Source organism: Muricomes intestini (genome assembly GCF_004346165.1).
Lineage (GTDB): Bacteria > Bacillota > Clostridia > Lachnospirales > Lachnospiraceae > Muricomes > Muricomes intestini.
Map to the genome: position 1 here is coordinate 1 of NZ_SLZZ01000040.1, position 24,561 is coordinate 24,561.

Genomic DNA, 24,561 nt, shown 5'->3' on the forward strand with positions numbered 1-24,561 from the left:
ACTGTCAGGATACTTTGCAATTACCTACATTTTGTAGGTGCAACGACCTACATTTTTGTTTTGCAACTTTCTGTATTTTTATTATACAATAAACAGTTAAGATATACTTAATGCGCCAATCAATAAAGGAGATAAAAAAAGGGGTTGCCGATAAGCTAGCCAGCGACACGAATATTCCTATTACGATTTCTTCCCATGATAAATTAATATGTTCGCTTGCCCATGATCTGAATATTCAGTTAAAAAATTTACAAGAGCAAAGGCATCAGTACAGACAGGGCGACATCGAATTAAAAAATTCTATCACAAATATATCCCACGACTTGCGCACTCCTCTTACAGCAATATGTGGGTATTTAAATTTGCTTGGCAAAGAAGAAAAAAGCGAAACAGTTACCCGCTACCTCAACATAGTTGAAAATCGCACCATGGCCTTAAGAAAACTGACCGAAGAGCTTTTTAATTATACAATTGCGATTTCTGACAGCGAAGAAATTGCACTGAAAAATGTGAATATTAATCAGATTTTGGAGGAAAGCATCACTTCATACTACGCTGTGCTAAAGCAACAAAACATCACTCCAGAAATATCTATACCGGACCAAAAGATTATATGTTTTGTAGACGAAAATTTAGTAGCCAGGATTTTCAGTAATATTATCAGTAACTCAATTAAGTATAGTGATGGCGACTTGAAAATTTTGCTGACAGAAAAGGGAGAAATTATATTTTCCAATCATGCTTCCGGCCTGACAGAAATTCAGACAGGCAGATTATTTGATCGTTTTTACACCGTAAATTCTGCTAGAAAATCCACAGGACTGGGGTTATCTATCGCTAAAATACTTACAGAGAAAATGGGCGGTACAATTACCGCAAATTACCAGAATAATGTTATTAGCATCCATGTTTGGTTTGAAAGTTGAATATTGCGTGTATCGGAGCTGCGGATATGGTATAATGCTCCTACTTGGCAAGGTGTTGCCGAGAAAGAAAATGGAGGCAGGTTTCTCCGCCTCCCATGCTTAAGAATTTTTTTCTGCTTCTGTAAATACATACTTTCTAAGTCTTTCCATGGCTTCTTTCACCAACTCGTGAGGCAGTGCCAGATTTACCCGGATAGCATACTCTCCGTGAAACGGCCTGCCATCCTGCCAGATAACTCCGACTTCTATTCCAGACCTTAGGAGCTCATCCAGGCTCTTTTTATGCTCTTGGCACCACTGCTCACAGTCCAGAAACAGCATATAGGTTCCCTCCGGTCTTGCCAGCGACACGCCCTTAAAGTGGCTGGTAACATAATGATAGGCATATTCTACATTTTCTCCGATTACATGCCTCAGTTCATCCACCCATTCCCTTCCCTCTGGTTTGTACGCCCCGATCAATGCATGCATAGAAAGGACATTGCAGGAATTATAATGTGAGGCGCCTGACAGCTTTTCAACACGGTCCCTCAGATAAGAATTGTAGATCACATGATAGGAGCCGGTCAATCCCGCCAGATTGAAGGTCTTAGAAGGCGCATATATGGCAACCGTCCTATTTCTTGCATCTTTAGATACGGTCTGAGTCGGAATATGTGTATAGTCCGGCAGCGTGAGGTCCGCCCATATCTCATCGGATATCACGACACAGTCATGCCCTTTATAAATCTCCATCGCTCTCTCAATTTCGTCTCTCTCCCACACTCTTCCCGATGGATTGTGAGGTGAACAGAAAATAGCACAGTGAATATGATTTTCTTCAAGCTTTTTCTCCATATCCTCGTAATCCATACGCCAGGTGCCCTTTTCGTCCCGTTTCAAATCACTCAGTACAATTTTCCTGCCCAGATTTTCCACCGTCTTTGTAAATCCGATATAAGTGGGTGAATGCAGCAAAATAGCCTCCCCCGGTGCCGTAAATGCCTGAACAGACGATGAGACACAGCCAAGCACACCATTCTCATATCCAATATCAGGTTTCTCCATCCCTGTCACTTTAAATCTGTCCCTGTGCCAGCTTATAATACTTTCGTAATACTGATCAGATAAACCAAAATATCCAAAATGGTGATGCTTCAGCCTTTCTTCCATTTCCTCCAAAATAGTCGGCAGTGTAGGGAAATTCATATCGGCAACCCACATGGGAATTTTGGAAAACCCTTCTTTTACTTCCGCTCCTTCCGCAGGAATCTGTTCCACGGCCATCGCATCATGCCCGGCCCTGTCCATAATAGTTGTAAAATCATATTTCATCGTAATCTGCTGTCCTCTCTTTTTAGCTTTTCTTTTAGTTCAGGTCTTTTTACAAAAAGCAGAGCCGTCAGATGCTCTGCTTTTTGTATATTACATTTCTGCAGGTTATTTCTCTGGGCTTGCATACACCAGTTCTCCGCTCATATAAACGTCAACCAGGTCATTGACCGCCTTGATATCCCCGGCCACATTGCCCTTCACCACAATCATGTCAGCCTCAAGCCCTGCTTTAAGCTGTCCCATTATATTCTCCATGCCAAGCACCTTCGCCGGGTTGGAGGTGGCCGTTTCAATGGCCTGAAGCGGTGTGATACCATACTCCACCATAAGCTCCATCTCGCGGTTGATTGGAAGCGGAGGTGCCTCATACAGAACCATGTCACTTCCAGTACAGACGGTCACGCCTGTATCATAAAATTTCTTAAAATTATCTTTATATGCATTGTAAGCCGGCTCAAAGAAAGCCATATCTTTTATTGCCTTTACCGCAATTCTGTCTCCGCTGTCATATCCTGCTTCCAGCTTTTCTTTGCAGAACTCGTAAAGGACAGTATAGGCTGTCATCGTTGGAACCCAGGCCTGCCCGTTTTCTGCCATCTGCTTCACCTGCTCATATGTAAGAAATGTCCCGTGCTCAATGGTGTCAAAGCCCGCATCTATGGACATCTGAAGTGCCGGCTGAAGCCCGGCATGCACCGCACATTTTACACCTACCCGGTGAGACTCATCCACCGCAGCATTTAACTCTTCCTGAGTAAATTCCGGTATGCTCGTTCTATTGCTCGTTAAAATCTTTACCCAATCGGCACCGTCCCGCAGCTGTTTTCTGATTTCCTTGCGGATTTCCCACTCGCCATCAGCCTCTTCGATTCCGTCGTCATGTCCGTGTCCGCCGGTCATGCATATACCTGCATCCGAATGAATAATCCTCGGCACCTTTACATACCCCTTCTCTCCCGCCAGACGGAGCTGCTTACACAGATTGTGGGGGGAGGACAAATCACGGACAGTTGTAATTCCAAGACTCAGTGCAATCTTTGCCTGCTCCTGAGCATAATAGGCAATCATATAGTCATCAAATTTATACTGATCCGGCTGACTATAATAGTATCCAAAATGTACATGCATGTCACAAAGTCCCGGAAGAAGCGTCACATCCCCATAATCCTTCACTTCATCCTCCGGATACTTATCTAACACCTCGTTTTTGGCGCCTACATCCTGAATTTTTCCCTCTTTGCTCACAACTACCGCCGCATCTGTTAGATGTGTCTTTCCGTCTCCTGTAATCAAATGCTTTCCACAATAAATCATTAAGCTGCCACCCTTTCCGGACATTTCCTACTAGACATTCCCCATGCCTGCAAGGCTGTTATGATAGTTTTTGTCTTGCTTTGTCCATGTTTTAACAATATCATATTTCCTGAAAGTTTTCAATCTCTGCCGGTTCTTCTGTTCCTCCGCTGGACCCTGCTTTCCCGCTTTTCAGAGTCCTCACGTTCACCCCGTTGACTTCTATATGATCATCAACTGCAATCACAAGACACTGTCTTCCGTCAACAACCCGGGTCTCCACCAAATCCATCCTCTCCGGGTTTACCTTAATAATGACATCCGGTGTCTCAATATTGAATTTTCTTGCTTCAGTAATATTGGACGCTAAGAGGGATGCTTTCTCTCCCGCTGTCTCCTCAAAATTCTTATCAAAGCTTTCCATATTTTCATTGGGAACACCGCTTTTTTCAAAAATCTTCTTCATATCAGTCTGGTCCAGCGCCAGCGGTTCAGGCTCCTCCTTGTGCTCCTCTATCATTTCATTCAGAGTTTCATGGATATTGCGGACCATTTCATAATCGCCCTCCTCGCCCAGAGTGTCCTCAATCAGCATTTGAAATGTCTCTTTCTGGGTATCCGCAGACATAGGCAGCTTAGCCCCCAGGACAGTTTCAATCATTTGTTCCTGCAAATCTTCTGATTTCTTTGTGTAATACAGTACACCATGAATATCCATATTCCTGTCCGTAAATGCAGGGAATAAAAAACCCTTATCCGGCTTGTCTACTATCCAATCCCGGATTCTGTCCTGAATCCTGTTATCCTCCGCATTGTAGCAAAGTCCCGGTTTGGACAGTGCTACCGGACAAATACTGCATAAAAGATATTCGTACACATTATCCGATGCATCAAACATTTCAATGCCATCGGAGGATTTGCCCGGAATATCATACATGGCATGAATCAAAACAATATAATAATTTTCCTCGTATATGTAGCTTTCTATAATCTTATCATAGAATTCCTCCAAAAGCTCATCATCTTCCAGCTTGCTGTCTCTTAGCTTCAGTAGAAATTCCTGGGTGCCCCCCGGCATCTCCGAATCCAGCGGGAATTCCATATTAAGCATATTCCTCCCCATTGTTCCTGACATTGTCTTCTTGAAAATATCAAAATACTTAAATGCTTCCTCCTCGGGCAGAGAGAGAAATGCATCTCTGGACTCCATCTTCTTATTTTTTTCATGGTCCACATAGCATCCGCAGATACGGGTGATAGCACAGTTGGCTGGAGTAAACTGCTTTCTAATTTCAAGTACTTCTTTCTTATTCATTTATCTTCCCTCTTTACATATTTTTGATACAGGGATAAAAAGCACCCCGTTTTCCATTATAAACGGAAAAACGGGGTAACTCAATACAATTTTCTCAAAGTACCTGTTCGAAGGAGGCCTGGCCGGATATTATATCAAAAAGCTTTTTCTTTCCCACCCAAAATTCATACCGTACCCGGCATACCGGACTCTCCTTGATCATTCGCTCCATGCTCCCCAAGGCCGGTGCCCGAAGCTTAAAGGGATGCTCATCCAGTCTTGTGACTTTCAACAGCTTCCGTCCTTCCTTAAGTGTAATTCTTCCGTCCTCATATTCCGGAATTCTGGCACCGTAATAAGTCCCAAGCCGATATGGCCTCATATTATAATGGATGGCGCAGATACACCCTCTGAAGCTTCTTCCCAATATGGGAACATCAGCTGCGGATACCATAATACTGTTTCTGTTCCCGAACCCACATTGTGTCCAAAGGTAATCCCGGGGAAAAGACTGCCCCCTATCCGTTTCAATATATCCCCTGCCATTAGTAAATATAATGTTTTTCCCGTTAATATTTAAGTTTCCTTTTAAACTGTGATACATACTGATAATGCCATGTCTGCACTGCATAAACGGAAGAAACCTGAAGAATCCCATGATATCTCCCCTGATTGTTTGAAAGCCCGAATAGGCAATTTTGCCATGAACAGAAAGCTCTTCATTTTCTATGTCAACAGATATCCCCTTTTCGGAAAATATATTTTCTCCCAGCTGCACCCAAAACCTGTTTTTTTCGATCTTACATTCTTCTATGGGCCACGTTAGATACCATGATCCAGCATTTGCTCCATCATTTAACAGTATCTGTAAGGAGGCACTCCATTTTCCATTCTCATCCCCATGGACAGCCGGAATAAACGCAATCGTCTTTCCCTCAATCTGATGCTTCAAATACCAGCCCTCAAAATATGGATAGTGTTTCTTATCTCCATGAAAATATTGGTTCTGCATCTTGCCTCAGCCTCCCCATTCGTTCTTCTACGTGCCTATAATTTTAGAATAACCTCCTCTTCTAGAATTTATACGCATGTCAGCACATATGATATGATGTAGGGGTCAAAATACCTTTTGACCCCTACATCATTATTTTCATAAATTATTGTTTTCGTAAATTATTTAGGGTCTGTTTCAATCCATTATCTGCCTAACACCTGTTCAATCAGATCCCGTCCTGATATCCAGAATGTGACATCCTATATCTTCCTGGGCAGGTTCATTCAGACGTCTGCCTCTGTAATCAAACCTGGAACCGTGGCATGGGCAGTCCCAGCTTTTTTCCACCTCGTTCCATTGAAGCTGGCACCCCAGATGCGGGCATCTTACCGATATCTTGTATACCTTTCCCGATTCATCCTTGTATGCACCGTACTTTCTGCCGCCCTGTTCTATAGTGCCGCCCTGTCCTGGCCGCAGGGCTTCCAGCTTTTCTTCCGGAGCCCCTGCCGCCTGCTTCATCAGTCCGGCTGCCGCGTGACCGCTTTCATTGAAAAATGGTCCCACAGAAGTCTGCATATGAAACCGCAGAGGAGAAAACACTTCTGCATATTTACTTTTTCTTTTGCAAATGAGATCCGACAAGATCATAGCCGACACCATTGAGCCTGTCATTCCCCACTTCTGAAACCCTGTCGCCACGTACCAGTACGGCCGGCTCCGGCTGTACTGCCCAATATAAGGGATTTTATCCAGTGTCATGCAGTCCTGTGCAGACCAGCGGGCGGCTTCAGGACACCCAGGCCAGTACTCATCTGCCACATGGGTCAAATATTCATAGGGATTTCCACATATTTTTTTCCCGGTACGGTGGCTCCCCCCTCCCAGAAGCAGGTATTCTCCCCATTGTCTGAGGGACACTCCATCTTCATCAATGCCATAATATACTCCCTCCAAGATTCCTCCGGATTTTATTGCCAGAACATAGCTCCTTTCCTGATGCATTCTCAGAAAATAATAGCCCGGTCTGTTCTGAAATGGATAATGACATGCAAATACAATGTGTTTTGCATATATCTCCCCTGAATCGGTCTTCACCACATGTTCTTCTACACATTTCACTTTTGTCTTTTCATATACAGTAATATTCTCCGCAATACTGTATAAAAACTTCAAAGGATGGATTTGTCCTTGTCTCTTGAATTCCAGTGCCTGTTTCACTTCAAAGGGAAGGCTTGTCTTCTCTGTAAGTTCAGCCTGAATACCAAGCTTTTGGGCTGCCTCAAATTCCCGCTGCAGCTTTTTCGTGTCTTGTCTTGTATACAAGTAGGAAGAGCAGTCTCTCCACTCCACATCATTTTTTAATATTCCTGCAAGATTCCGATATCTTTCAATTGCCTCCTGATTTGCCCGGGCATATTGCTTCGCCTTCTCCAGCCCCTCGCTTTGCAGCAGTTTCTCATAGATCAGACCGTGCTGGGAGGTCACTTTCGCTGTCGTGTTCTTTGTCTGTCCGCTCCCAATTCTGTCCGCTTCCACCACAACGCAGGGCACCCCGGCCTGTACCAGAAAATAGGCGGTCAGAATTCCCGCCATTCCACCGCCGATAATCACCGTGTTGGTGCGTATATTTTCTCCGAGTGAGCTTCGCATTTTCCCAGACACAGATTCGCTCCAAATAGATTTTTCAGACATACTTTTTCACCTCAAAAGTAGCATATACCTGATTGGGGAAAATATACGATTTATTTTATAAAAACTGGCTGAACTCCACTCTTTCCTTGTTCGGTCCCTCAATGGTAAAGAACCTCACGCCGTTCTCCCAGAATGGGAGAAAATGTATCTCATCATTCAGTGTATTCAGTCCCAGGGAACAGACTTCCTTATAAGCCTTCTCAACATCAATCACATCAATAGCTACATGATCGATGGCACCGTACTCCAGCTTTGCACAGCCGTTTTCATAAGCCTCCACTACTAGATTGTGAAGCTTCAGGAAAACCACCTTTTCTCCGTCATTCACCGTCTCAAAAGCTGGCTCAAATCCAAGTTTTCTGTAAAACTCCAGTGTTCTCTCCATGTCATTAGTCGGTATCCCGATATGCTGGATCCCTGTAGCAAGTTCTTTCATACTCTGCTGCCTCCTTCATTCTCACTCTTTCTTTGTCTCTTCGTCCTCAGCATGGAGCAGCCGTCTGGCATTGTCCACGCGTTCTTCGGACGGGGGCTCCACACCCTCCAGCGGATAGGTAAGCCCCAGTTCCTTCCACTTATATGTCCCAAGTGTATGGTAGGGGAGAACCTCCACTTTTTCTACATTATGCAGCTTTTGAAGGAAGATGTCCAGCTTTTTTAAATACTCATCTTTATCACTTCGCCCTGGTACCAGAACATGCCTGATCCATACAGGCTTTCCAACCTCTGAAAGATACTCTGCCATGTCCAGGATATTACTGTTCGTGCACCCTGTTAATATCCGATGCTGTTCTTCATCTATATGCTTGATATCCAGTAATATTAAATCCGTATATTTCAATAATTCGTGAAATTTTTCAAAAAATGGTTCTTTTCTTGTAAAGGGATTACCGCTTGTATCCAGTGCAGTGTGAATCCCCTCTTCCTTTGCTTTTCGGAACAATTCAGTCAGAAAATCAATCTGCAGCAGCGGTTCGCCCCCGCTTACGGTGATTCCTCCTTCACTGCCCCAATAGGAGCGGTACTTTCTAGCCTTGGCAAGGAGTTCATCTGCCGTATACTGTGTGCCGGAATGCATATTCCAGGTGTCGGGATTATGGCAGAATTGACAGCGCATTGCACAACCGCTCATAAAAATTACATACCTCACACCCGGTCCATCCACCGAGCCAAAGCTTTCCAACGAATGAATATATCCTGTCAATTCTTTTTGTCCTTTCATAATCTTCACCTCATATTTGATAAAACCAACTTATCGTAAACTGCAATGGGGTCTGACCCTTTTTCAAAGGGGTCAGACCCCTTTGTTTGGTGGATCAAACCTTTTATGTTATGCTTACATCTCTGCGTGGCAGGTTCTGGAAATAACGTCCATCTGCTGCTCACGTGTCAAGTCGATAAACTTCACTGCATACCCGGATACACGGATTGTGAAGTTCGCATACTCTTCTTTCTCGGGATGTTCCATTGCATCAATTAACTTCTCTTTTCCAAATACATTGACATTCAGGTGATGCGCTCCCTGGTCAAAGTACCCGTCCAGCACATGGGTTAAATTGTCAATCCGCTCTTCCGGATTGTGTCCCAATGCTCCCGGACTGATTGTCTGGGTATTGGAAATACCATCCAGTGCTTCCTCATAAGGCAACTTTGCAACTGAGTTCAGAGAAGCTAAAAGTCCATTCTGCTCTGCACCGTAAGATGGGTTTGCACCCGGTGCCAAGGGCTCTCCTGCTTTTCTTCCATCCGGAAGTGAGCCGGTTGCTTTGCCATATACCACATTAGAGGTAATGGTCAAAATCGAAGTGGTAGGCTCTGAATCTCTATAGGTATGGCACTTTCTCAGTTTGGCCATGAAGGTTTTCAGCAGCCACACCGCAATATCATCTGCACAGTCATCATCATTTCCATATCTCGGAAAGTCACCCTCTGTCTCGAAGTCCACAGCTGTGCCCGCCTCATCGCGGATTACCTTAACTTTAGCATACTTGATTGCACTTAAAGAATCAACCACATGGGAGAAGCCTGCAATTCCTGTTGCAAATGTTCTTCTCACGTCGGTGTCAATCAGAGCCATCTCTGCAGCTTCATAATAATATTTGTCATGCATATAATGGATCATGTTCAATGTGTCAACATATAACTTAGCTAACCACTCCATCATTGCGTCATACTTATCCAGCACTTCATCATAGTCCAGATATTCAGAAGTAATCGGCTTATACGCCGGACCTACCTGTTCTCCGGACTTCACATCCACACCGCCATTGATTGCATAGAGCAGGCACTTTGCCAGGTTGGCCCGGGCACCAAAGAACTGCATTTCCTTGCCTGTCTGTGTCGCAGATACACAGCAGCAAATTGAGTAGTCATCTCCCCATACCGGACGCATTACATCATCATTCTCATACTGAATAGAACTTGTCGCAATCGAAATATGGGAAGCATATTTCTTAAAACTCTCAGGCAGTCTTGAGGAATATAGCACTGTCAGGTTTGGCTCCGGTGAAGGTCCCATGTTTTCCAGTGTGTGAAGGAAGCGGAAATCATTTTTCGTAACCATAGGACGCCCGTCCTGTCCGATTCCTGCCACTTCCAGAGTTGCCCACACCGGGTCTCCGGAGAACAGCTCATTATAGGAAGGGATTCTTGCGAACTTCACCATTCTGAATTTCATAACCAGATGATCAATCAATTCCTGAGCCTGTGCCTCATTTAACAGTCCTTTTTCCATATCTCTCTGAATATAAATATCTAGGAATGTAGAAATACGGCCTACACTCATGGCTGCACCGTTCTGTGTCTTAATCGCCGCCAAGTATCCAAAATACAGCCACTGCACTGCTTCTTTTGCATTTTTTGCAGGCCGGGAAATGTCGTAGCCGTAAACTGCTGCCATTTCTTTCATTTCTTTCAGAGCTTTTAGTTGATCTGCGACCTCCTCACGGAGACGGAAATCTGTCCCTTTCATTCCGTGTCTCTCGGTCTCATTAAAGTCTTCCATCTTCTTTTCAATCAAAAAGTCTATTCCGTAGAGAGCAACACGGCGATAATCACCAACAATACGCCCTCTTCCATACGTATCCGGAAGTCCGGTAATAATCTTATTGTGGCGTGCTTTTTTCATTTCCGGGGTATAAATGTCAAATACGCCTTGATTATGTGTCTTATGATACTTTGTAAAAATCTCATGCAGCTTTTCGCTGGGCTGGTATCCGTAAGTCGTACATGCCTGCTCTGCCATTTTAATCCCGCCATAGGGCATAAATGCTCTTTTCAGCGGCTTATCTGTCTGAAGCCCTACTACCTGCTCTAAATCTTTTGTTTTTTTATCTATATATCCCGGTCCGTAGGCTGTCAGCCCGGAAACCACCTCTGTCTCCATATCTAGAACGCCGTCTTTAGCACGCTCTTCTTTCTGGAGCTCCTGAAGCTTACCCCATAATTGATTTGTAGCCTCTGCGGGCTCTGCCAAAAAGCTTTCATCTCCTACATAAGGAGTATAGTTTTTTTGTACAAAATCACGAACATCAATGTCCTCTTTCCAAAGCCTTCCATTAAAATCATCCCATTGTCCATACTGTTTCATATATAAGATCCTCCTCTGATAAATGCAGGTTTTCCTTGATTTCACGCACAGTATAACATTACAGTTTATAAAAAACAAGAGGAAAATGAAAATAGTTCTCATTTTGCCCTCTTGTATCTAATTTTGTGCAATTTTGTCAATAATGCATAACTACCGGGGTGCCGGATGACACCATACTGTAGAGTGCTGCTGCACTATCCCAGGGCATATTGATACAGCCATGAGAGCCGTTCGTCCAGTACATATCTCCTCCAAATGCAGGCTGCCATGGTGCGTCGTGGAAACCTATGCCGCTGTGAGTCACCGGCATCCAGTAATCTACATGGGTCTCATACTCAGGCTCTCCTGTCTCCGGCACAATGTTTCCTACCAGAACAGTATTTGTGGTCGTCCACAAAACATCATACACACCTGGAGGGGTCGAGTGGTCATAAGGCCTGCCTGTAACGACAGCTGTCTCTAAAGCTACATTCCCTTCCATAATGTACCACATATACTGGTCACTTAAATCCACTTCAATAAACGTCTTTCCCCAGTCCTGTGCCTCATGAGTGGCTGCACGCTGAAAATATGCAGGTTCCTTTGTAATGACCTCTCCATTTTTGATACTGGCAAGCAGGGCCTGAGTCTCCGTAGCTCCGTCGACTGACCAGCCATAAGTACCCCCGCTTACCTCGGCAGCCTTTCCTGAGGGGGTGACCAGAGGCCTTGTTCTATAAAGTGTTTCATATTTGGCTACAAACCCATTCATGTACTCACCTACTTTTTCCTCGTGAAAAGTTACATTCATATTCCCATCCCAGGTAAGCCATGTTGAAATTAATTTCTTATCCACCACTTCCTGCTCCGGGGACATGTCATAAGTGATGCTTGCCCTGCTATAATTATTCAGTACTTCACATGCGCCGATTACTTCTTTAGATTCGGAGGTATACTTCGGTTTTAGGTAACACTCCGTCTTATCCAGATCCAGTACTGGCTCCAGCCTTTGTACGGCATCGGTTACCTCCTCCTGCATTGCTTTCTGATCCACCTTCGTCCCAAGAACTTCCGCTTTCACCACAAATTTGTCGCCGTCAAACTCCGGCTTTGCATTCACCGGGTCAGATTTACCCTCATTTTGAAAACTTTTCAGTTCCTGTATCCTGGTGTCAAGTTGTCTTTTATTGTAGTCAAACCCTAAGTCCTCCCGGATAATCTGCTTCTTCCAAAACATGGATGGCCAGAGGAATGCATTCTGGCCCTTCAGTGCTTTTTTTACTCCCCGGCTCTTCTTATACTTTATAGATATATCCGAACCTACTATTTTCTCTTCTAATCCTTCTTTAGGCTCCACCGTTAATGAATAGTTTCCTATCTGTTCTGCAAAATGACTCTCCACTTCACCTGTCGTTTTCATAGAGAAATTAACGCCATTAATTTTCGTACCGTAATAGAAATGATTAATAAAATAAACAGAAATCCCGAGGTAACTGCAAATTAAAATTCCAGCCGGGATTCCTAGTGCAAGTAATAACTTCTTTCTGTTTTCCACTTTATGTGCCCTCCTCATAAGCCTTACCTGCTTATATCATCACATTAAATAGAATATTTTTCAAGAAAAAAGTCGTAAAACTTATTACTTTTCTTTATTTTTCATCCCCCGGTAAATTTTTTCGGCCGTAACAGGAAGTTCTCTTATCAGCACTCCGGTCGCATTGTGTACAGCATTTACAATAGCCGGGGGCGGGGTGTTTATTACAATTTCCCCGATGGATTTCGCCCCAAAGGGCCCGGTAGGTTCGTAGCTGCTCTCAAACTCGACACGAATCTCTCCTACATCTAGACGGCTGGGTATTTTATATTGCATAAATGAGTTGCTGTAATTCTTTCCCTTTTCGTTATACACGATATCCTCAAAGAGTGCCATGCCGATTCCCTGTGCAATTCCGCCCTCTGTCTGCACTCTCGCCAGATTCGGATTTATCACAGTTCCACAATCTACCACTGCCGCATAATCTATCATTTCAATCTGTCCCGTCTCCTTGTCTATCTCTACCTCGGCTATACCGACCATAAAGGGCGGGGGTGATATCGGGGATGAGAAGGCCTCGCTCGCATACAGTGCATCTTCATTATTGCACATCACACGGTTACCGATTTCCTGCCTGGATATGCTCTCCCCGGTTTTCAGATTCAGAACCTTTTCCCCGTCAAATCCCACATCATCCGGAGCACAGTCCATGTAGGATGCCCCTTTTGCACAAATTTTCCTCCGGAGTATTTCACAGGTTCTAAGTACTGCCATTCCTGTCACGTAAGTTGTACTGGATGCATAGGAGCCGCAGTCATAGGGGGAGGAATCTGTATCTACACCATGTACGATAATTTCCTCCATGTCACAGTCCAGACATTCAGCGGCCATCTGGGCCAATATTGTATCACTTCCAGTCCCCATATCTGTAGCGCCTACCATCAGAGTATAAAAGCCGTCATCGTTTACTCTGATTCCTACGGATGCTGTATCAAGAGAGGCAATTCCGGAGCCCTGCATAGCCATAGCCACCCCCACGCCGCGGATCTTTCCGCCTCCCATATCCCGATAGGGATATTTATTATCCCAGTCGATCATCTTTTTTGCCCGCGCCAGACAACGGTCCAGGGCACAGCTGTTTGCAGTCTCTCCATAGTAAGCGGGCATTGTCTGCCCCTCCTTCACCATGTTGATTTCACGCAGTATAACCGGGTCCATGCCAAGTATTCCGGCCATTTCATTTACAGCGGACTCCATCGCAAATATGCCTTGGGTAGCACCGTAACCCCGGTAGGCTCCCGCAGACATCACGTTTGTATAAACCACATCATAAATGAAACGGAAAGCCTCTGCTTTCCCGTAGAGTGGAATAGACTTGTGCCCCGACAGCCCCACCGTGGTCGGTCCATGCTCTCCAAATGCTCCGGTATTGGAAAGTGTATACACGTCGATTCCTTTTATAATTCCATTCTTGTCTGCTCCAAGCCTGACGCGGATCTCCATCTCGTGTCTGGGAGAAGATGCAATAAAAGATTCCTCCCGGGTATAAACAAGCTTTGCGGGTTTTCCCGTTTTCCATGTAACCAACGCCGGATACACTTCAGTAACCGCGGTCTGTTTTGCGCCAAATCCGCCCCCGATTCTCGGCTTGATGACCCGGACTTTCGACTTCGGTATATCAAGAGCCGTTGCCAGAATACGGCGCACATGAAAGGGAATCTGAGTGGAAGACACCACATTCAGCCTTCCATAAGTGTCCAGGTGCGTGTAGGTGCGGAAAGTCTCCATCATGGCCTGCTGGTTTGCCTTTGTATGATAGGTTCTGTCCAGCACATAATCACAGGAAACCAGCACACTCTCAATATCTCCCTGCCCATCCTCCTCATGGGCACAGAGATTTCTCTTATTGTCGGCACCCACCGGAAAAAGGCTTTTCCAATTATCCTCTGGGTGAACTAAAATGGCATTGTCTTTCGCCTTTCTAAAATCCAGCAGAGGCTCCAGCACCTCATATTTTACTTTAATCAGCTTCATTGCTTTGTTTACAGCTTCCTTGCCGGTTCCCGCCACAATCGCCACAGCGTCCCCTACAAATCTGACACGCTGGTCTAAAATCAGTCTGTCGTAGGGGCTTGGCTCCGGATATGACTGTCCTGCCATGGTAAAGCGTTTGTCCGGACAATCCTCATATGTCAAAATACATTCAATTCCGGGTACAGCCAGTGCCCTGGTCAGATTGATGTCCTGAATCAGTGCATGGGCATGAGGGCTTCTCAGCAGTTTTACAATCAGACAGTCCGCCGGCGCCAGATCATCGGTATATACCGGCTGCCCTTCCACCAGTGCCCGGCTATCCACCTTAGGTACAGGCTGATTCACCACTCTCATGAATGTACCTCCTCTTTCATATGTTCCATATATTTACATATAGCCCGCAGCTGCCCCATATATCCAGTGCATCTACACAGGTTTCCTGAAAGATATTCCTTGATTTCCTCTATATTGGGATTTTTCAGCTCCCTTACCATAGCAAGTACATTCATAATAAATCCCGGGGAACAGAAACCACATTGCTCAGCTCCTTCTGCTGCCAGAAAGCTTCCAAACTCCTCTGCCTTCTCTTTCACACCCTCCAGAGTCGTAATCTCCTGTCCTTCTATGCTCAGTGCCAGTACAGAGCAGGAAAGACGAGATTTTCCATTAACCCAAACGGTGCACAGTCCACAGTTGGTCGTCTCACAGCCACATTTTACACTGTGGCATCCCAAATTTCTCAAAACATCCAGAAGTACAGTGTCACCTGTGGCCTCCGCGGTCACCCTTTTCCCATTTAATACAAACTCCACCGTCATGATTATTCCTCCATCAAAATTGCATGCATCGAACGCCGAATGAGAACCTCCGCCAGATGCCGGCGGTACTCGGCGCTCCCCCGCATATTTGTGCCATAGTCAAAACCAGCTGCTGCTTCCTTGGCATAATCCATTAACAAGCCATCAGAAATATCTCTGGGAATACTCCACTTTTTTTCCAGAACCTTAGCCTTCATAGGCCTTGCCCCTACAGAAAAATACCAGGTCTCTTTCCCATGCACCGGACCTGCCACAACTGCACACGTCAGCACCGGAAAATCCGTCTTTGCCCGGCGGACAGCGTCATATTTAAGTCTCCTATTGCTTTTCCTTATAATAATGGATACAAGAATATCCTTGTCCCGTTTTCTATTGATAAATTCCGACAGGCGGATTGTCCCCCCGTTGTACAATTCCACAAACGTATCCAGAGACAGCAGACAGGTTAGCACATCCGAAAACCCAAATCGGCCATAGACACTGCCTCCCACAGTCGCCTGATTTCTAAACTGTACTCCAACGATATGCCGCACAGATTCCGCAATAGAATCACCATACAAAACTTTGAGTCCCTCATGAAGCTCCAACTGCCGCAGCGTACACATAGCCCCAATACGGAATACATGGGCAGTCTCCTCAATCTGATCCAGACCTAGGTCCGATAAATCTATCAATGTCTGTACTCTCGCATTTCCCAGCCGCATCCAAAGCATGCCGCCCATAATACGGGCATTTCTGGCCTGATTCAACTCATAAGCCTCCTCCAGAGACTTTGCCTTTACATAATTATTAATCGTCAGCAAAACAACGCTCCTTTCGTCAAAGGGGTCAGACCCTTTTGCGGTCCGTTTTCAGAATATTCTCAAAATTTCCACTTTTCCCAAGCCGGACACTCTCCATCTCTTTTGCCAGTTCATCCGTCATATAGTCAAAGAGATAGTTCCTGTCCTCGGCCGGACGTCCCAAATATTCACTTCTTATCTCCTTTAGCATCAGTTCTATTTCTTCTTTCAAGCCTTTTGCCGAAAGACGCTGTGCCCCCTGCCCCATGATGATGACCTGTTCCAGGGCATCTGATGTAGCTACCGTAACATCATATTTTCTGTCCATATTGCGGACTGTCTTCTCAATATACTGGTCTGCCGTCTCAGCTTCTTTTGTATACACCACATTAATGTTGTGATATTTTTGCACTTCTCCTGGATTTTCCGCCACTTTATATGCGTCAAACACCAGAATCAGTATACATTTCTTATATCCCTGATAATTGCATAAAATATCCATCAGCTTGTCCCGGGCACTTTCCAGGTTTATTTCTGCCAGCGCTTTCAGCTCTTCCCATGCAAAAATAATATTGTACCCGTCAACCAGTAAATATTCTTCTCTTTTAGCATCATATTTACCTCTCTCCGGAGCCTTTACAGTTATCGGCCTGCTGTCTGCCATTCTTCGGATTGGATCTGGTGTTTTTCTGTAAATTGCATCCAGTTCCTCCTCAGTCAATTCTATTCTGGAAGCGGAAGAAGACGCCGGTTCATAACTGTGTCTTTCCTCCTCCGGCAACGATACTTTAAGAGGACTTTCCACATGCATATATTCCTCCACCTGATTCCATTTCACGACAAATCCGGCCCCATGTGCACAGAATACGGAACCCGTCGGGTTCTCCAGGTCTGTCTCTGAATCATAACCCTTCATGTCTATTATTTCCTCTGCATTGTGACAGGCTTCATAGCCTTTCAGGCTGCAGAATAGTCTGCCCCGCCCTCCTGTGTAGGAGAGAAGTTCTGTCTGGTATCCCCTCATAGTTGACACCGGTACGGTCCCTGTGAGAACAGACATCCCATCCTCCAATTCCGGCGGCTCAAAATCCCCGTACATTTTCTGGATATCCGATATGGCCCGTCCTATATTTTCGCCGGGGACCTCCAGCCGAAACTCATAGTAAGGCTCCAAAAGGATACTTTTTGCTCTTTTCAGCCCCTGCCTGACAGCCCTGTAAGTCGCCTGGCGAAAATCTCCGCCTTCTGTATGTTTCAGGTGCGCCCGTCCGGCAATCAGGGTGACTTTGATATCTGTAATGCCGGCCCCTGTCAGGACTCCCCTATGCTCCTTCTCCTCCAGATGTGTGAGTATCAGCCTCTGCCAGTTCCGATCCAGCATATCTTCGCTGCAGTCTGACGCAAACTGAACTCCCGCCCCCCTTTCTCCTGCCTCCAGCAAAAGATGAACTTCCGCATAATGGCGAAGGGGTTCAAAATGTCCCACTCCTTCTGCGAACCCTTCTATGGTCTCCTTATATACAATGTCCCCCGCGCCAAATTCTACGCTTACACCAAATCGTTCCTTAATAATGTTTTTTAGGACTTCAGTCTGTACTTCTCCCATCAGCTTTGCATGAATCTCTCCCAGCTGTTCCTCCCAGACAATATGCAGCTGGGGGTCCTCTTCCTCCAGTTGCTTCAGATTCTGCAGCATGCTGTGCACGTCACAGCCAGGAGGAAGCTGTATCTGATAGGTAAGAACCGGTTCCAGAACAAACATATCCAACCCTTCCTCCGCGCCGATTCCCTGTCCGGGGTATGTATGCTCAGGTCCTGTAACCGCACAGACTCCCCCTGCAGCCACTTCCTGTACCGTTTCATATTTTGACCCGGAATAAATCCGGATCTGGTTTACTTTCTCTTCTATATCAGGAAGGATATCTTTCACCTTCAAAATACCGCCGGTCACTTTCAGATAAGTCAGCCTGATTCCCTGCTCATCCCTGGCAATCTTATAAACCTTGGCGCCGAAATCCGAAGGATATGCTTTGCTTTTCGCATACTCCCGCATGCCTTCCAGCAATTCTTCCACGCCATCTGTATAAAGTGCCGAGCCAAAATAGCAGGGAAATATCTTTCTTGAATAGACCGCCTCTGCCACAGACGATTTCTCTATCTGCCCTGTTCCCAGGTATTCCTCCAGTAGTTCTTCCCCACACAAAGCAAGTTCTTCAAACCATTCACTGCTCCTATCTTCCCGGGCAGAAGCCTCACCAAAATCAACACACTCTTCACCCAGACGTTTTTTCAATTCCTTTAAAATGGATTCTCTGCCTGTTCCTGCCTGGTCCATTTTATTCACAAATATGAATGTAGGAATCTGATATCGCTTCAGCAAACGCCAAAGTGTCACTGTATGCCCCTGCACACCGTCTGGCCCACTTATAACAAGAACAGCATAATCCAACACCTGAAGGGTCCGCTCCATCTCCGCAGAGAAATCCACGTGGCCCGGCGTATCCAGCAAAATAATCTCTATATTTTCCCATGAAAATACAGCCTGCTTGGAAAATATTGTAATTCCCCTGGCACGCTCCAATTCATATGTATCCAAAAATGCATTCCTGTGGTCCACCCGCCCCAACTTCCGAATCCTTCCACTTAAGTACAGCATACTTTCTGATAAGGTTGTCTTCCCCGCGTCCACATGAGCCAGGATTCCAGCCACCAGTTGCTTTTCTCTGCCCGTCTTCAATAATGCTTCTCCTTCGGTTTATCTCCGTCGTCTTTCTTACAAAAGGATTCTACCTCTTTTATGTCCAGTTTGCAACAGCACTTTCTTCTATAACAATAAACATCAAAGGACAACAGCCTTTTCATATAGATTTTCTTTTTTTCATAACCAGGCCGGGAAATAATTACCGGCCCCTCCCTTTAGAAACAATCCCAAGACCAAATTTATAGCTTTTTCTTGACAAACATTGTTTCTCTTAGTATACTAGTCAGGTGGCTGACGGTTATGCCATAACATACAGGGGATTGGTCAAATGGTATGATAGGGGTCTCCAAAACCTTTGGTGGGAGTTCGATTCTCTCATCCCCTGCTTTTAAGCGTTCATTTTAGGATGAGCGCTTATTTTTTTATTTATAAATCAGCCTGTTTTTGTAACGAAATCTCAATAATTGATACATATATTATAAGGAGGTGGATTCATGGCAGATATAGAAAAAATTTATAGTGAGTATATGCCACAGGTTTATAGATACCTTTTTAGTCTTTGTCATGATTCAAACCTTGCCGAAGAATTGACTCAGGAAACTTTTTTTCAGGCACTTAAGTCTATTGGGAATTTTAGGGGGGACTGCAAACTATATGTATGGCTGTGTCAAATAGCAAAACATGTATGGATTAAAGATTTAAAGAGAAGAAAAAGGGAAGATACATATGAGCATAGCCAAGAAAAGCTTGTATCATCTGATTCACCTGAAGCGCACGTACTTAGAAAGGAGCAAATGATGGACATGTATAAACTACTTCATGAGCTTAACGAGCCAATGCGGGAAGTCATGTATTTGAGAATAGATGGTAATTTCAGTTTTAGGGAAATTGGAGAAATAATGGGAAAAGATGAGAATTGGGCTCGAGTTACCTATTATCGCGGAAAATTGCAATTAAGGAGGGAAAGCGATGAAATGTGAGATAATCAAGGATTTATTGCCTTCATATATAGATGGCTTAACCAGCAATGAAAGCAATCAAGAGATAGAAACACATTTATCCGATTGTGATACCTGCCGAAAATATTATACTGAAATGAAAAAAGATATTAAAGGTATATTTCCTGCCGCCGATATTAACGAAGAAAAGCTAATCCATAAAATCAAAAAAAATTTGTTTATTTATAAACTCCTTTTAATGCTCCTTCCATTTCTGATTATTGGATTGCTGTGTATTATATTCAATTTCATTAAATTTCCGGTAAGTATCAATGATAATAATATTGCAGCATTGTATGAATTAAAAAACGGTGATATCTATTTGGAGGTAACAATGCCGGAAAACTCAAACCAAGGTAGATTTTCCGACTACACATCACCGGAAAATTATGAAATAACAAGAAAAGCAAAAGTTCCTCCAGAGGCAAACGTGGTGTTTTATACCACAATCTGGGATATGATTAATTCAAAAGGCGAAAAAGAGCCTGAAAAAGTATGGCCCGCAGTAGTACAGAGAGGCAGCTTAATTAATGGAGGAGATTTCACACAAGACTTTAAAGGCATCACTTATGGCCGGGAAGGGAAGAAAGAATATAAAGTTATCTGGGAGGAAGGAGACCCTATCAGAAAAGCTCCCAGCGAAATTGAGGAAAAAGCTGCCAAGTTATATGGCCATGGCGGTCTTTAGATATCCCCAAATACGTCTATGAGTCCGCCATGCTATTTAACTCGCTTAATCCGTTAATTGTGGCAAGTGATTTATGTCACAGAAATATTGATAAAACGCGTGAATAGCCCTCTCTTCTTCGACGTTCTGGGATGTTTCCTTCATATCGAGCAGGATTTGCTGCATCATGCTGTTTGAAAAATATTTGAACACCGTACTTCCCCATCGTGGGAGAGGATTGCTGCCATCGAAATAATCCCAATACAGCATACTGTTGTTTGAATTCAAGCGGATTTTATACTGGTCGTGACATTCTACAATTCCGTTTTTGCATAAGTCTCCCCAAAAATCATCCTTTACCATAATGACTCCCAGTATCCGACGCTCTTTTTCCGGAGTATTAGGAGTACGTCCGGTCAACAAGCAGGCAGAGTTGGGCCTTAACTTACTCGGAACGCGCGGTTCTCCCTTAGAATGGCCACTTAGATAATATCCGGTCGATACAGTACCAGATGAAAAAATCTCATTTAGGTCATTTAGATCAATATTAAAAGCTGCTTGCGAATTTGCCGTGATTTTTAAAGTACGGAGTCTCTGACGGCGCTCCTGTTTTTCCTGAATCACTTGTTTTTGAGCGTTCTTCAACTCTAGCTGTCTGTTACATATAGTATTTATTTCATTTTGAGCAGACTGGTTTTTGAACGTTAAAAAGTTAGCAAAGGCGTCAGGATATATGAATTTTTTATCTTCCTTGGAAAAGGAGACAGTAACAATATTTCCTGAATGATTTGTTATTGTTCCCTGTCCGAAGGCTTTGTGTTCAACTTTTTTTCCAACTACTTGCATTTTATGTCTTGTATGATATTTGTAGATACAAATAATCATACTCTCCTTTCTTTTAGCTTTTTGATTATAATACATTGAGATGCTGTAAATTTTGCTATATTATAATTGGTGTTAAATATATGCAATGATACTAGGCTCCCAAGGTCATGCGTTTCATGCTTGCATGAAAAAAGCATGACCTTGGGACCCATGAAACATGAGAAAGTAGCCCGAATAGGGCGGATTTCGAATGTTTTTAGGATTGCGGGAGCACAAAGTGCGGAGCAATCCGTAGGTATCAGCGGGCAAAATACCTTTTGACTTCTACATTATTCAATAAATTTAGTATAACATATTTTTTTAAAAAAGTAAACTTATTATTGACATCAGTCCATTAAAGGTGTAGAATAAAATTTTATTTTTATTATATGATACATTTTTTTGATTGATGTTTTGAAGTAAAATAAAGTTATGATAATCAATTGAGATAAAATACAGCTTGTAGTATAATTTTAGAAAACAAATGAATTGAGGTCTGTCATGGAAAACAAATTTCCGATACAAGTAAAGAAAATGCAGAAAATGGAAACCACATATATTGCTTTTGGTCAGGGAACAAAAATGCCCTTTATCACATGTGACGAGGAAACGTTCAACGACCAGGTATGGGTATTTTCAACAGAAAAGAAAGCGAAAGAAATTACTCAAAAGTTTAAGGATGAAAATCAGGATTTTATGATGATTGTACGTATGAAAAATGCTCAGCTTTTGGGATTTTACAGCAGCTTGTACCTGCTGGGAGTAAACGAAATCGTATTTGTGGAAGAAGAACAGACCACAAAAATGCCACTGGATAAAGTAGTTGTACCACCTGATTATTCCAAACTTCCAAAAGAAAAACAGCCTGTTGTAAATCCGCAGCTGCAGTTGACCGGACTTTATTTCATGCAGGAGATATATCGGAATAAGCCAAATAACGAGAAACCGGAACTTCGCAATTTGGAAGAAGAAATGGCTGTCAACTTGGTGCGCTCCAGACTTCTTATGGCTTTGGAAGTGCAGGAAAAAGGGGAAGTGCCCAGTGGTTCCAATATTAAAATCCCCTGTGTGAAAAATAAGGAGGGAAAGATGTTCCAGCCATTTTTTACAGATCACAATGAATTAAAAAAGTTTCATATTGAAAATCGTTTTCAGGTAAATATGTTCGACTTTGTGAATGTCGAAAAGATGCTTGGAGCCGGTGTAGATGGAATTGTAATTAACCCACAAAGCATGAATATTGTAATCTCAAAAGATACGATTCCCGGACTCCTGCAGCGATTTGCACAGATATGGGCAGAATGAGCTAAAAACACTATGATGGAGTCAGCGTCCTATGTAATTGGTTATTTTCTATAGTCAACTTCATATTTTTCCAATTATCGCCCAATAGATTTGTTTCTTTCCAGCTTCCATTGTCAAGAATATATTCATGGAGAAGGATATCATACCCATTAGTAAGTCTGACAAAATCAAACCGATAGCTTTTTCCGTTTCCGGACGCATAAATATAGATCATGTCGTCTTTATGCTCGGTTTTGTCTATTTTATCAATTAATTTCAAATTATTCCCATAGACAATTTGCACTATGGCGTCCGAAAGGTAAAACCAACTATGCATGGGCGCACAGAGAAAATCTTCAGGAATATAGTAAATATTCTTAATCTTCCAATTCTCATCAGAAGTTTTTTCCGTTGTAATCAGACCATAATAATAGGCAAATTGACTGCCTTCATATTGCTCTTCATTGCCATTAACTTTGATCCCGGTTATCACCTCTATTTCAACCATATAGTATTGAATGCGGGCAGGTGTACGGGAGGGCGTGTATGCGGGAATCAGTTTCAAAAGAGTTGTATATCCTATTCCCTCAAATGAATCAATAAATTGATTAAGTGACACTTCCTTTTGCATTTCCTTTGTCAGCAATTCGTATGCATACGGGTAAGGAGCTTTCGACAATCCAATCGTACCACACCCGCCTGAATAGCCAAACATATTAGAAGCTTCCCGCAATATTCCATAATATGCAAGGATTAAGTCCTCAGGATTGTCAAAATGCTTCTCCAGCAGCGGTGGAGTTTCATTTTCTTTTTGGAAATTCTTAAATGAATACGAATTAGGATACGGAAGTGCTTTAGAAGGCCGCTGAAAGCGCTCGCTGTTGATTGCGCTCTCCTGATTCATTACTGATACAGTTTCATTTGAACTTTGCAATGGGGAACAAAGATTTCCACCCGCAACAAGTCTATGTGACGATTTTGCGGGCGGTCTTATCAAGCGGACCAGCATAAAGCAGCAGATAATTCCAAGTACGATTACACAGATTGTTGTGAAAAGGGCTCTTTTTCTGATCAGAATTACCACAAGCATTCCCTCCATTTTTACAAAATTATATGAAGGGATACTGCCAGTTATGCTGCCTATTCGATAATATACGCACTGACAATTTCTCCATAATAAGCAGTGTGTAAATCCTTGTTGCTGCCATGGAAAAAGCTATCAACATCCTGAGGATAAAATTTCTTCTTATTCTCCTTCGCAATAGCAAGCATATCTTGTTTCTGTTTATATGAAACTCTGCATTCAAGTGTCAGGGGAAATTCCTTAATTGCAGGGACTGAAATAATCTCAGGCGTTTCAAGTGTTAAATTCAATTCTTTAATTTTATCACAATCACGTCCCGACTTTGTACCGCAAACTCCTAATATTTTTTTATCAAAGTCTCCATATGGAATATTTATTGTAAATTCAGGATTCTTTTCTAATTGATGCTTTGTAAAGCGGTTTTCCCTGACGAGGGTGATAAATGTTGGTTTCCCCCATACAATTCCAAGTGTGCCCCAGCCAATGGTCATGGAATTTACCTTATCTTCTACTTTTGTGGTGAGCAAGACGCCATTTCCAAGCACCTTCATAATATCATTGGCATAATCAAATATTTCGATTTTTTTCTTCATAGTGTGATTCCTCCCTTTTTCTATTATAAGTTCTCGGAATTTCCAGCCTTCATTTTTCAAGGCTTTCCATCCCTTTATTTTAAAAATCACCCACCTTTTTTGCCGAAAACACTTGACA

Annotated in this window: 20 protein-coding genes and 1 tRNA gene; 5 read left to right on the forward strand and 16 right to left on the reverse strand. The window is 43.5% G+C overall.

Going from position 1 to position 24,561, the window contains the following annotated elements; translation table 11 throughout:
• Positions 1 to 110 precede the first annotated feature (110 nt).
• Entirely contained in the window at positions 111 to 926 is an 816-nt protein-coding gene (locus EDD59_RS16490) for a sensor histidine kinase (RefSeq protein WP_132383897.1), read from the forward strand.
• A 99-nt stretch (positions 927 to 1,025) separates the two neighbouring features.
• Here EDD59_RS16490 and EDD59_RS16495 read toward each other — a convergent pair whose 3' ends face one another.
• The 13 genes from EDD59_RS16495 to EDD59_RS16555 form a co-directional block, all read right to left on the reverse strand.
• Positions 1,026 to 2,240, reverse strand: coding sequence for a MalY/PatB family protein (locus EDD59_RS16495; RefSeq protein ID WP_207670429.1), 1,215 nt, complete (start codon positions 2,238 to 2,240; stop codon positions 1,026 to 1,028).
• 105 nt (positions 2,241 to 2,345) lie between these two features.
• Positions 2,346 to 3,554, reverse strand: coding sequence for an amidohydrolase family protein (locus tag EDD59_RS16500; RefSeq protein ID WP_132383900.1), 1,209 nt, complete (start codon positions 3,552 to 3,554; stop codon positions 2,346 to 2,348).
• Positions 3,555 to 3,654: 100 nt separating this feature from the next.
• A complete protein-coding gene (locus EDD59_RS16505) occupies positions 3,655 to 4,848 on the reverse strand; it encodes a DUF4317 domain-containing protein (RefSeq protein ID WP_132383902.1) in 1,194 nt (397 codons plus the stop codon).
• Positions 4,849 to 4,942: 94 nt separating this feature from the next.
• Positions 4,943 to 5,839 (reverse strand): tocopherol cyclase family protein, encoded by an 897-nt coding sequence (locus EDD59_RS16510; protein WP_132383904.1) that lies wholly within the window; start codon positions 5,837 to 5,839, stop codon positions 4,943 to 4,945.
• A gap of 204 nt (positions 5,840 to 6,043) precedes the next feature.
• The gene (locus EDD59_RS16515; RefSeq protein ID WP_132383906.1) at positions 6,044 to 7,516 is read right to left on the reverse strand and encodes an FAD-dependent oxidoreductase; all 1,473 of its coding nucleotides are present in this window, start codon (positions 7,514 to 7,516) and stop codon (positions 6,044 to 6,046) included.
• Positions 7,517 to 7,571: 55 nt separating this feature from the next.
• Positions 7,572 to 7,952, reverse strand: coding sequence for a VOC family protein (locus EDD59_RS16520; RefSeq protein ID WP_132383908.1), 381 nt, complete (start codon positions 7,950 to 7,952; stop codon positions 7,572 to 7,574).
• Positions 7,953 to 7,973: 21 nt separating this feature from the next.
• Positions 7,974 to 8,738, reverse strand: coding sequence for a pyruvate formate-lyase-activating protein (gene pflA / locus EDD59_RS16525; RefSeq protein ID WP_132383910.1), 765 nt, complete (start codon positions 8,736 to 8,738; stop codon positions 7,974 to 7,976).
• A 114-nt stretch (positions 8,739 to 8,852) separates the two neighbouring features.
• Positions 8,853 to 11,105 carry a formate C-acetyltransferase gene (gene pflB / locus EDD59_RS16530; RefSeq protein ID WP_132383912.1) on the reverse strand — a complete coding sequence of 751 codons (2,253 nt, stop codon included), beginning with the start codon at positions 11,103 to 11,105 and terminating at the stop codon, positions 8,853 to 8,855.
• A 136-nt stretch (positions 11,106 to 11,241) separates the two neighbouring features.
• Complete coding sequence (locus tag EDD59_RS16535) at positions 11,242 to 12,639, reverse strand: L,D-transpeptidase family protein (protein ID WP_243117472.1); 1,398 nt, start codon at positions 12,637 to 12,639, stop codon at positions 11,242 to 11,244.
• Between the two features lie 84 nt (positions 12,640 to 12,723).
• On the reverse strand, positions 12,724 to 15,006 hold the full coding sequence (locus tag EDD59_RS16540) for a xanthine dehydrogenase family protein molybdopterin-binding subunit (protein WP_132383916.1): 2,283 nt from the start codon (positions 15,004 to 15,006) through the stop codon (positions 12,724 to 12,726).
• Complete coding sequence (locus tag EDD59_RS16545; RefSeq protein WP_132383918.1) at positions 15,003 to 15,470, reverse strand: (2Fe-2S)-binding protein; 468 nt, start codon at positions 15,468 to 15,470, stop codon at positions 15,003 to 15,005. Before EDD59_RS16545 ends, EDD59_RS16540 begins: the two co-directional genes overlap by 4 nt.
• A gap of 2 nt (positions 15,471 to 15,472) precedes the next feature.
• Complete coding sequence (locus EDD59_RS16550) at positions 15,473 to 16,273, reverse strand: FAD binding domain-containing protein (protein WP_132383920.1); 801 nt, start codon at positions 16,271 to 16,273, stop codon at positions 15,473 to 15,475.
• A 25-nt stretch (positions 16,274 to 16,298) separates the two neighbouring features.
• Complete coding sequence (locus EDD59_RS16555) at positions 16,299 to 18,989, reverse strand: translation factor GTPase family protein (protein WP_132383922.1); 2,691 nt, start codon at positions 18,987 to 18,989, stop codon at positions 16,299 to 16,301.
• 278 nt (positions 18,990 to 19,267) lie between these two features.
• Between EDD59_RS16555 and EDD59_RS16560 the strand changes: the two genes are divergently transcribed.
• The 3 genes from EDD59_RS16560 to EDD59_RS16570 all read left to right on the forward strand — a co-directional run bounded on the left by EDD59_RS16560 (position 19,268) and on the right by EDD59_RS16570 (position 20,639).
• Positions 19,268 to 19,338, forward strand: a tRNA-Trp gene (locus EDD59_RS16560).
• Positions 19,339 to 19,447: 109 nt separating this feature from the next.
• Entirely contained in the window at positions 19,448 to 19,933 is a 486-nt protein-coding gene (locus EDD59_RS16565; RefSeq protein ID WP_132383924.1) for an RNA polymerase sigma factor, read from the forward strand.
• Positions 19,923 to 20,639, forward strand: a complete 717-nt coding sequence (locus tag EDD59_RS16570) for a zf-HC2 domain-containing protein (protein ID WP_132383926.1) — start codon at positions 19,923 to 19,925, stop codon at positions 20,637 to 20,639. Before EDD59_RS16565 ends, EDD59_RS16570 begins: the two co-directional genes overlap by 11 nt.
• Positions 20,640 to 20,684: 45 nt before the next feature.
• Here EDD59_RS16570 and EDD59_RS16575 read toward each other — a convergent pair whose 3' ends face one another.
• A complete protein-coding gene (locus EDD59_RS16575) occupies positions 20,685 to 21,503 on the reverse strand; it encodes a hypothetical protein (protein ID WP_165920983.1) in 819 nt (272 codons plus the stop codon).
• Between the two features lie 480 nt (positions 21,504 to 21,983).
• On the opposite strand from EDD59_RS16575, the gene EDD59_RS16580 reads away from it, so the two are divergent.
• The gene (locus tag EDD59_RS16580; RefSeq protein WP_132383930.1) at positions 21,984 to 22,787 is read left to right on the forward strand and encodes an SseB family protein; all 804 of its coding nucleotides are present in this window, start codon (positions 21,984 to 21,986) and stop codon (positions 22,785 to 22,787) included.
• Between the two features lie 10 nt (positions 22,788 to 22,797).
• On the opposite strand, the gene EDD59_RS16585 is transcribed toward EDD59_RS16580, so the two are convergent.
• Positions 22,798 to 23,850, reverse strand: a complete 1,053-nt coding sequence (locus EDD59_RS16585) for a hypothetical protein (RefSeq protein ID WP_132383932.1) — start codon at positions 23,848 to 23,850, stop codon at positions 22,798 to 22,800.
• A gap of 56 nt (positions 23,851 to 23,906) precedes the next feature.
• The gene (locus EDD59_RS16590; protein WP_132383934.1) at positions 23,907 to 24,443 is read right to left on the reverse strand and encodes a flavin reductase; all 537 of its coding nucleotides are present in this window, start codon (positions 24,441 to 24,443) and stop codon (positions 23,907 to 23,909) included.
• Positions 24,444 to 24,561: the final 118 nt, after the last annotated feature.

Excerpts from the sequence above, each read along its gene's own strand:
- EDD59_RS16590 (WP_132383934.1), bottom strand. The coding sequence starts at position 24,443 with ATGAAGAAAAAAATCGAAATATTTGATTATGCCAATGATATTATGAAG.
- EDD59_RS16575 (WP_165920983.1), bottom strand. The coding sequence starts at position 21,503 with ATGATTATTTGTATCTACAAATATCATACAAGACATAAAATGCAAGTA.
- pflA (WP_132383910.1), bottom strand. The coding sequence starts at position 8,738 with ATGAAAGGACAAAAAGAATTGACAGGATATATTCATTCGTTGGAAAGC.
- pflB (WP_132383912.1), bottom strand. The coding sequence starts at position 11,105 with ATGAAACAGTATGGACAATGGGATGATTTTAATGGAAGGCTTTGGAAA.
- EDD59_RS16500 (WP_132383900.1), bottom strand. The coding sequence starts at position 3,554 with ATGATTTATTGTGGAAAGCATTTGATTACAGGAGACGGAAAGACACAT.
- EDD59_RS16545 (WP_132383918.1), bottom strand. The coding sequence starts at position 15,470 with ATGACGGTGGAGTTTGTATTAAATGGGAAAAGGGTGACCGCGGAGGCC.
- EDD59_RS16515 (WP_132383906.1), bottom strand. The coding sequence starts at position 7,516 with ATGTCTGAAAAATCTATTTGGAGCGAATCTGTGTCTGGGAAAATGCGA.
- EDD59_RS16580 (WP_132383930.1), top strand. The coding sequence starts at position 21,984 with ATGGAAAACAAATTTCCGATACAAGTAAAGAAAATGCAGAAAATGGAA.
- EDD59_RS16510 (WP_132383904.1), bottom strand. The coding sequence starts at position 5,839 with ATGCAGAACCAATATTTTCATGGAGATAAGAAACACTATCCATATTTT.
- EDD59_RS16490 (WP_132383897.1), top strand. The coding sequence starts at position 111 with ATGCGCCAATCAATAAAGGAGATAAAAAAAGGGGTTGCCGATAAGCTA.
- EDD59_RS16570 (WP_132383926.1), top strand. The coding sequence starts at position 19,923 with ATGAAATGTGAGATAATCAAGGATTTATTGCCTTCATATATAGATGGC.
- EDD59_RS16495 (WP_207670429.1), bottom strand. The coding sequence starts at position 2,240 with ATGAAATATGATTTTACAACTATTATGGACAGGGCCGGGCATGATGCG.
- EDD59_RS16520 (WP_132383908.1), bottom strand. The coding sequence starts at position 7,952 with ATGAAAGAACTTGCTACAGGGATCCAGCATATCGGGATACCGACTAAT.
- EDD59_RS16565 (WP_132383924.1), top strand. The coding sequence starts at position 19,448 with ATGGCAGATATAGAAAAAATTTATAGTGAGTATATGCCACAGGTTTAT.
- EDD59_RS16540 (WP_132383916.1), bottom strand. The coding sequence starts at position 15,006 with ATGAGAGTGGTGAATCAGCCTGTACCTAAGGTGGATAGCCGGGCACTG.
- EDD59_RS16505 (WP_132383902.1), bottom strand. The coding sequence starts at position 4,848 with ATGAATAAGAAAGAAGTACTTGAAATTAGAAAGCAGTTTACTCCAGCC.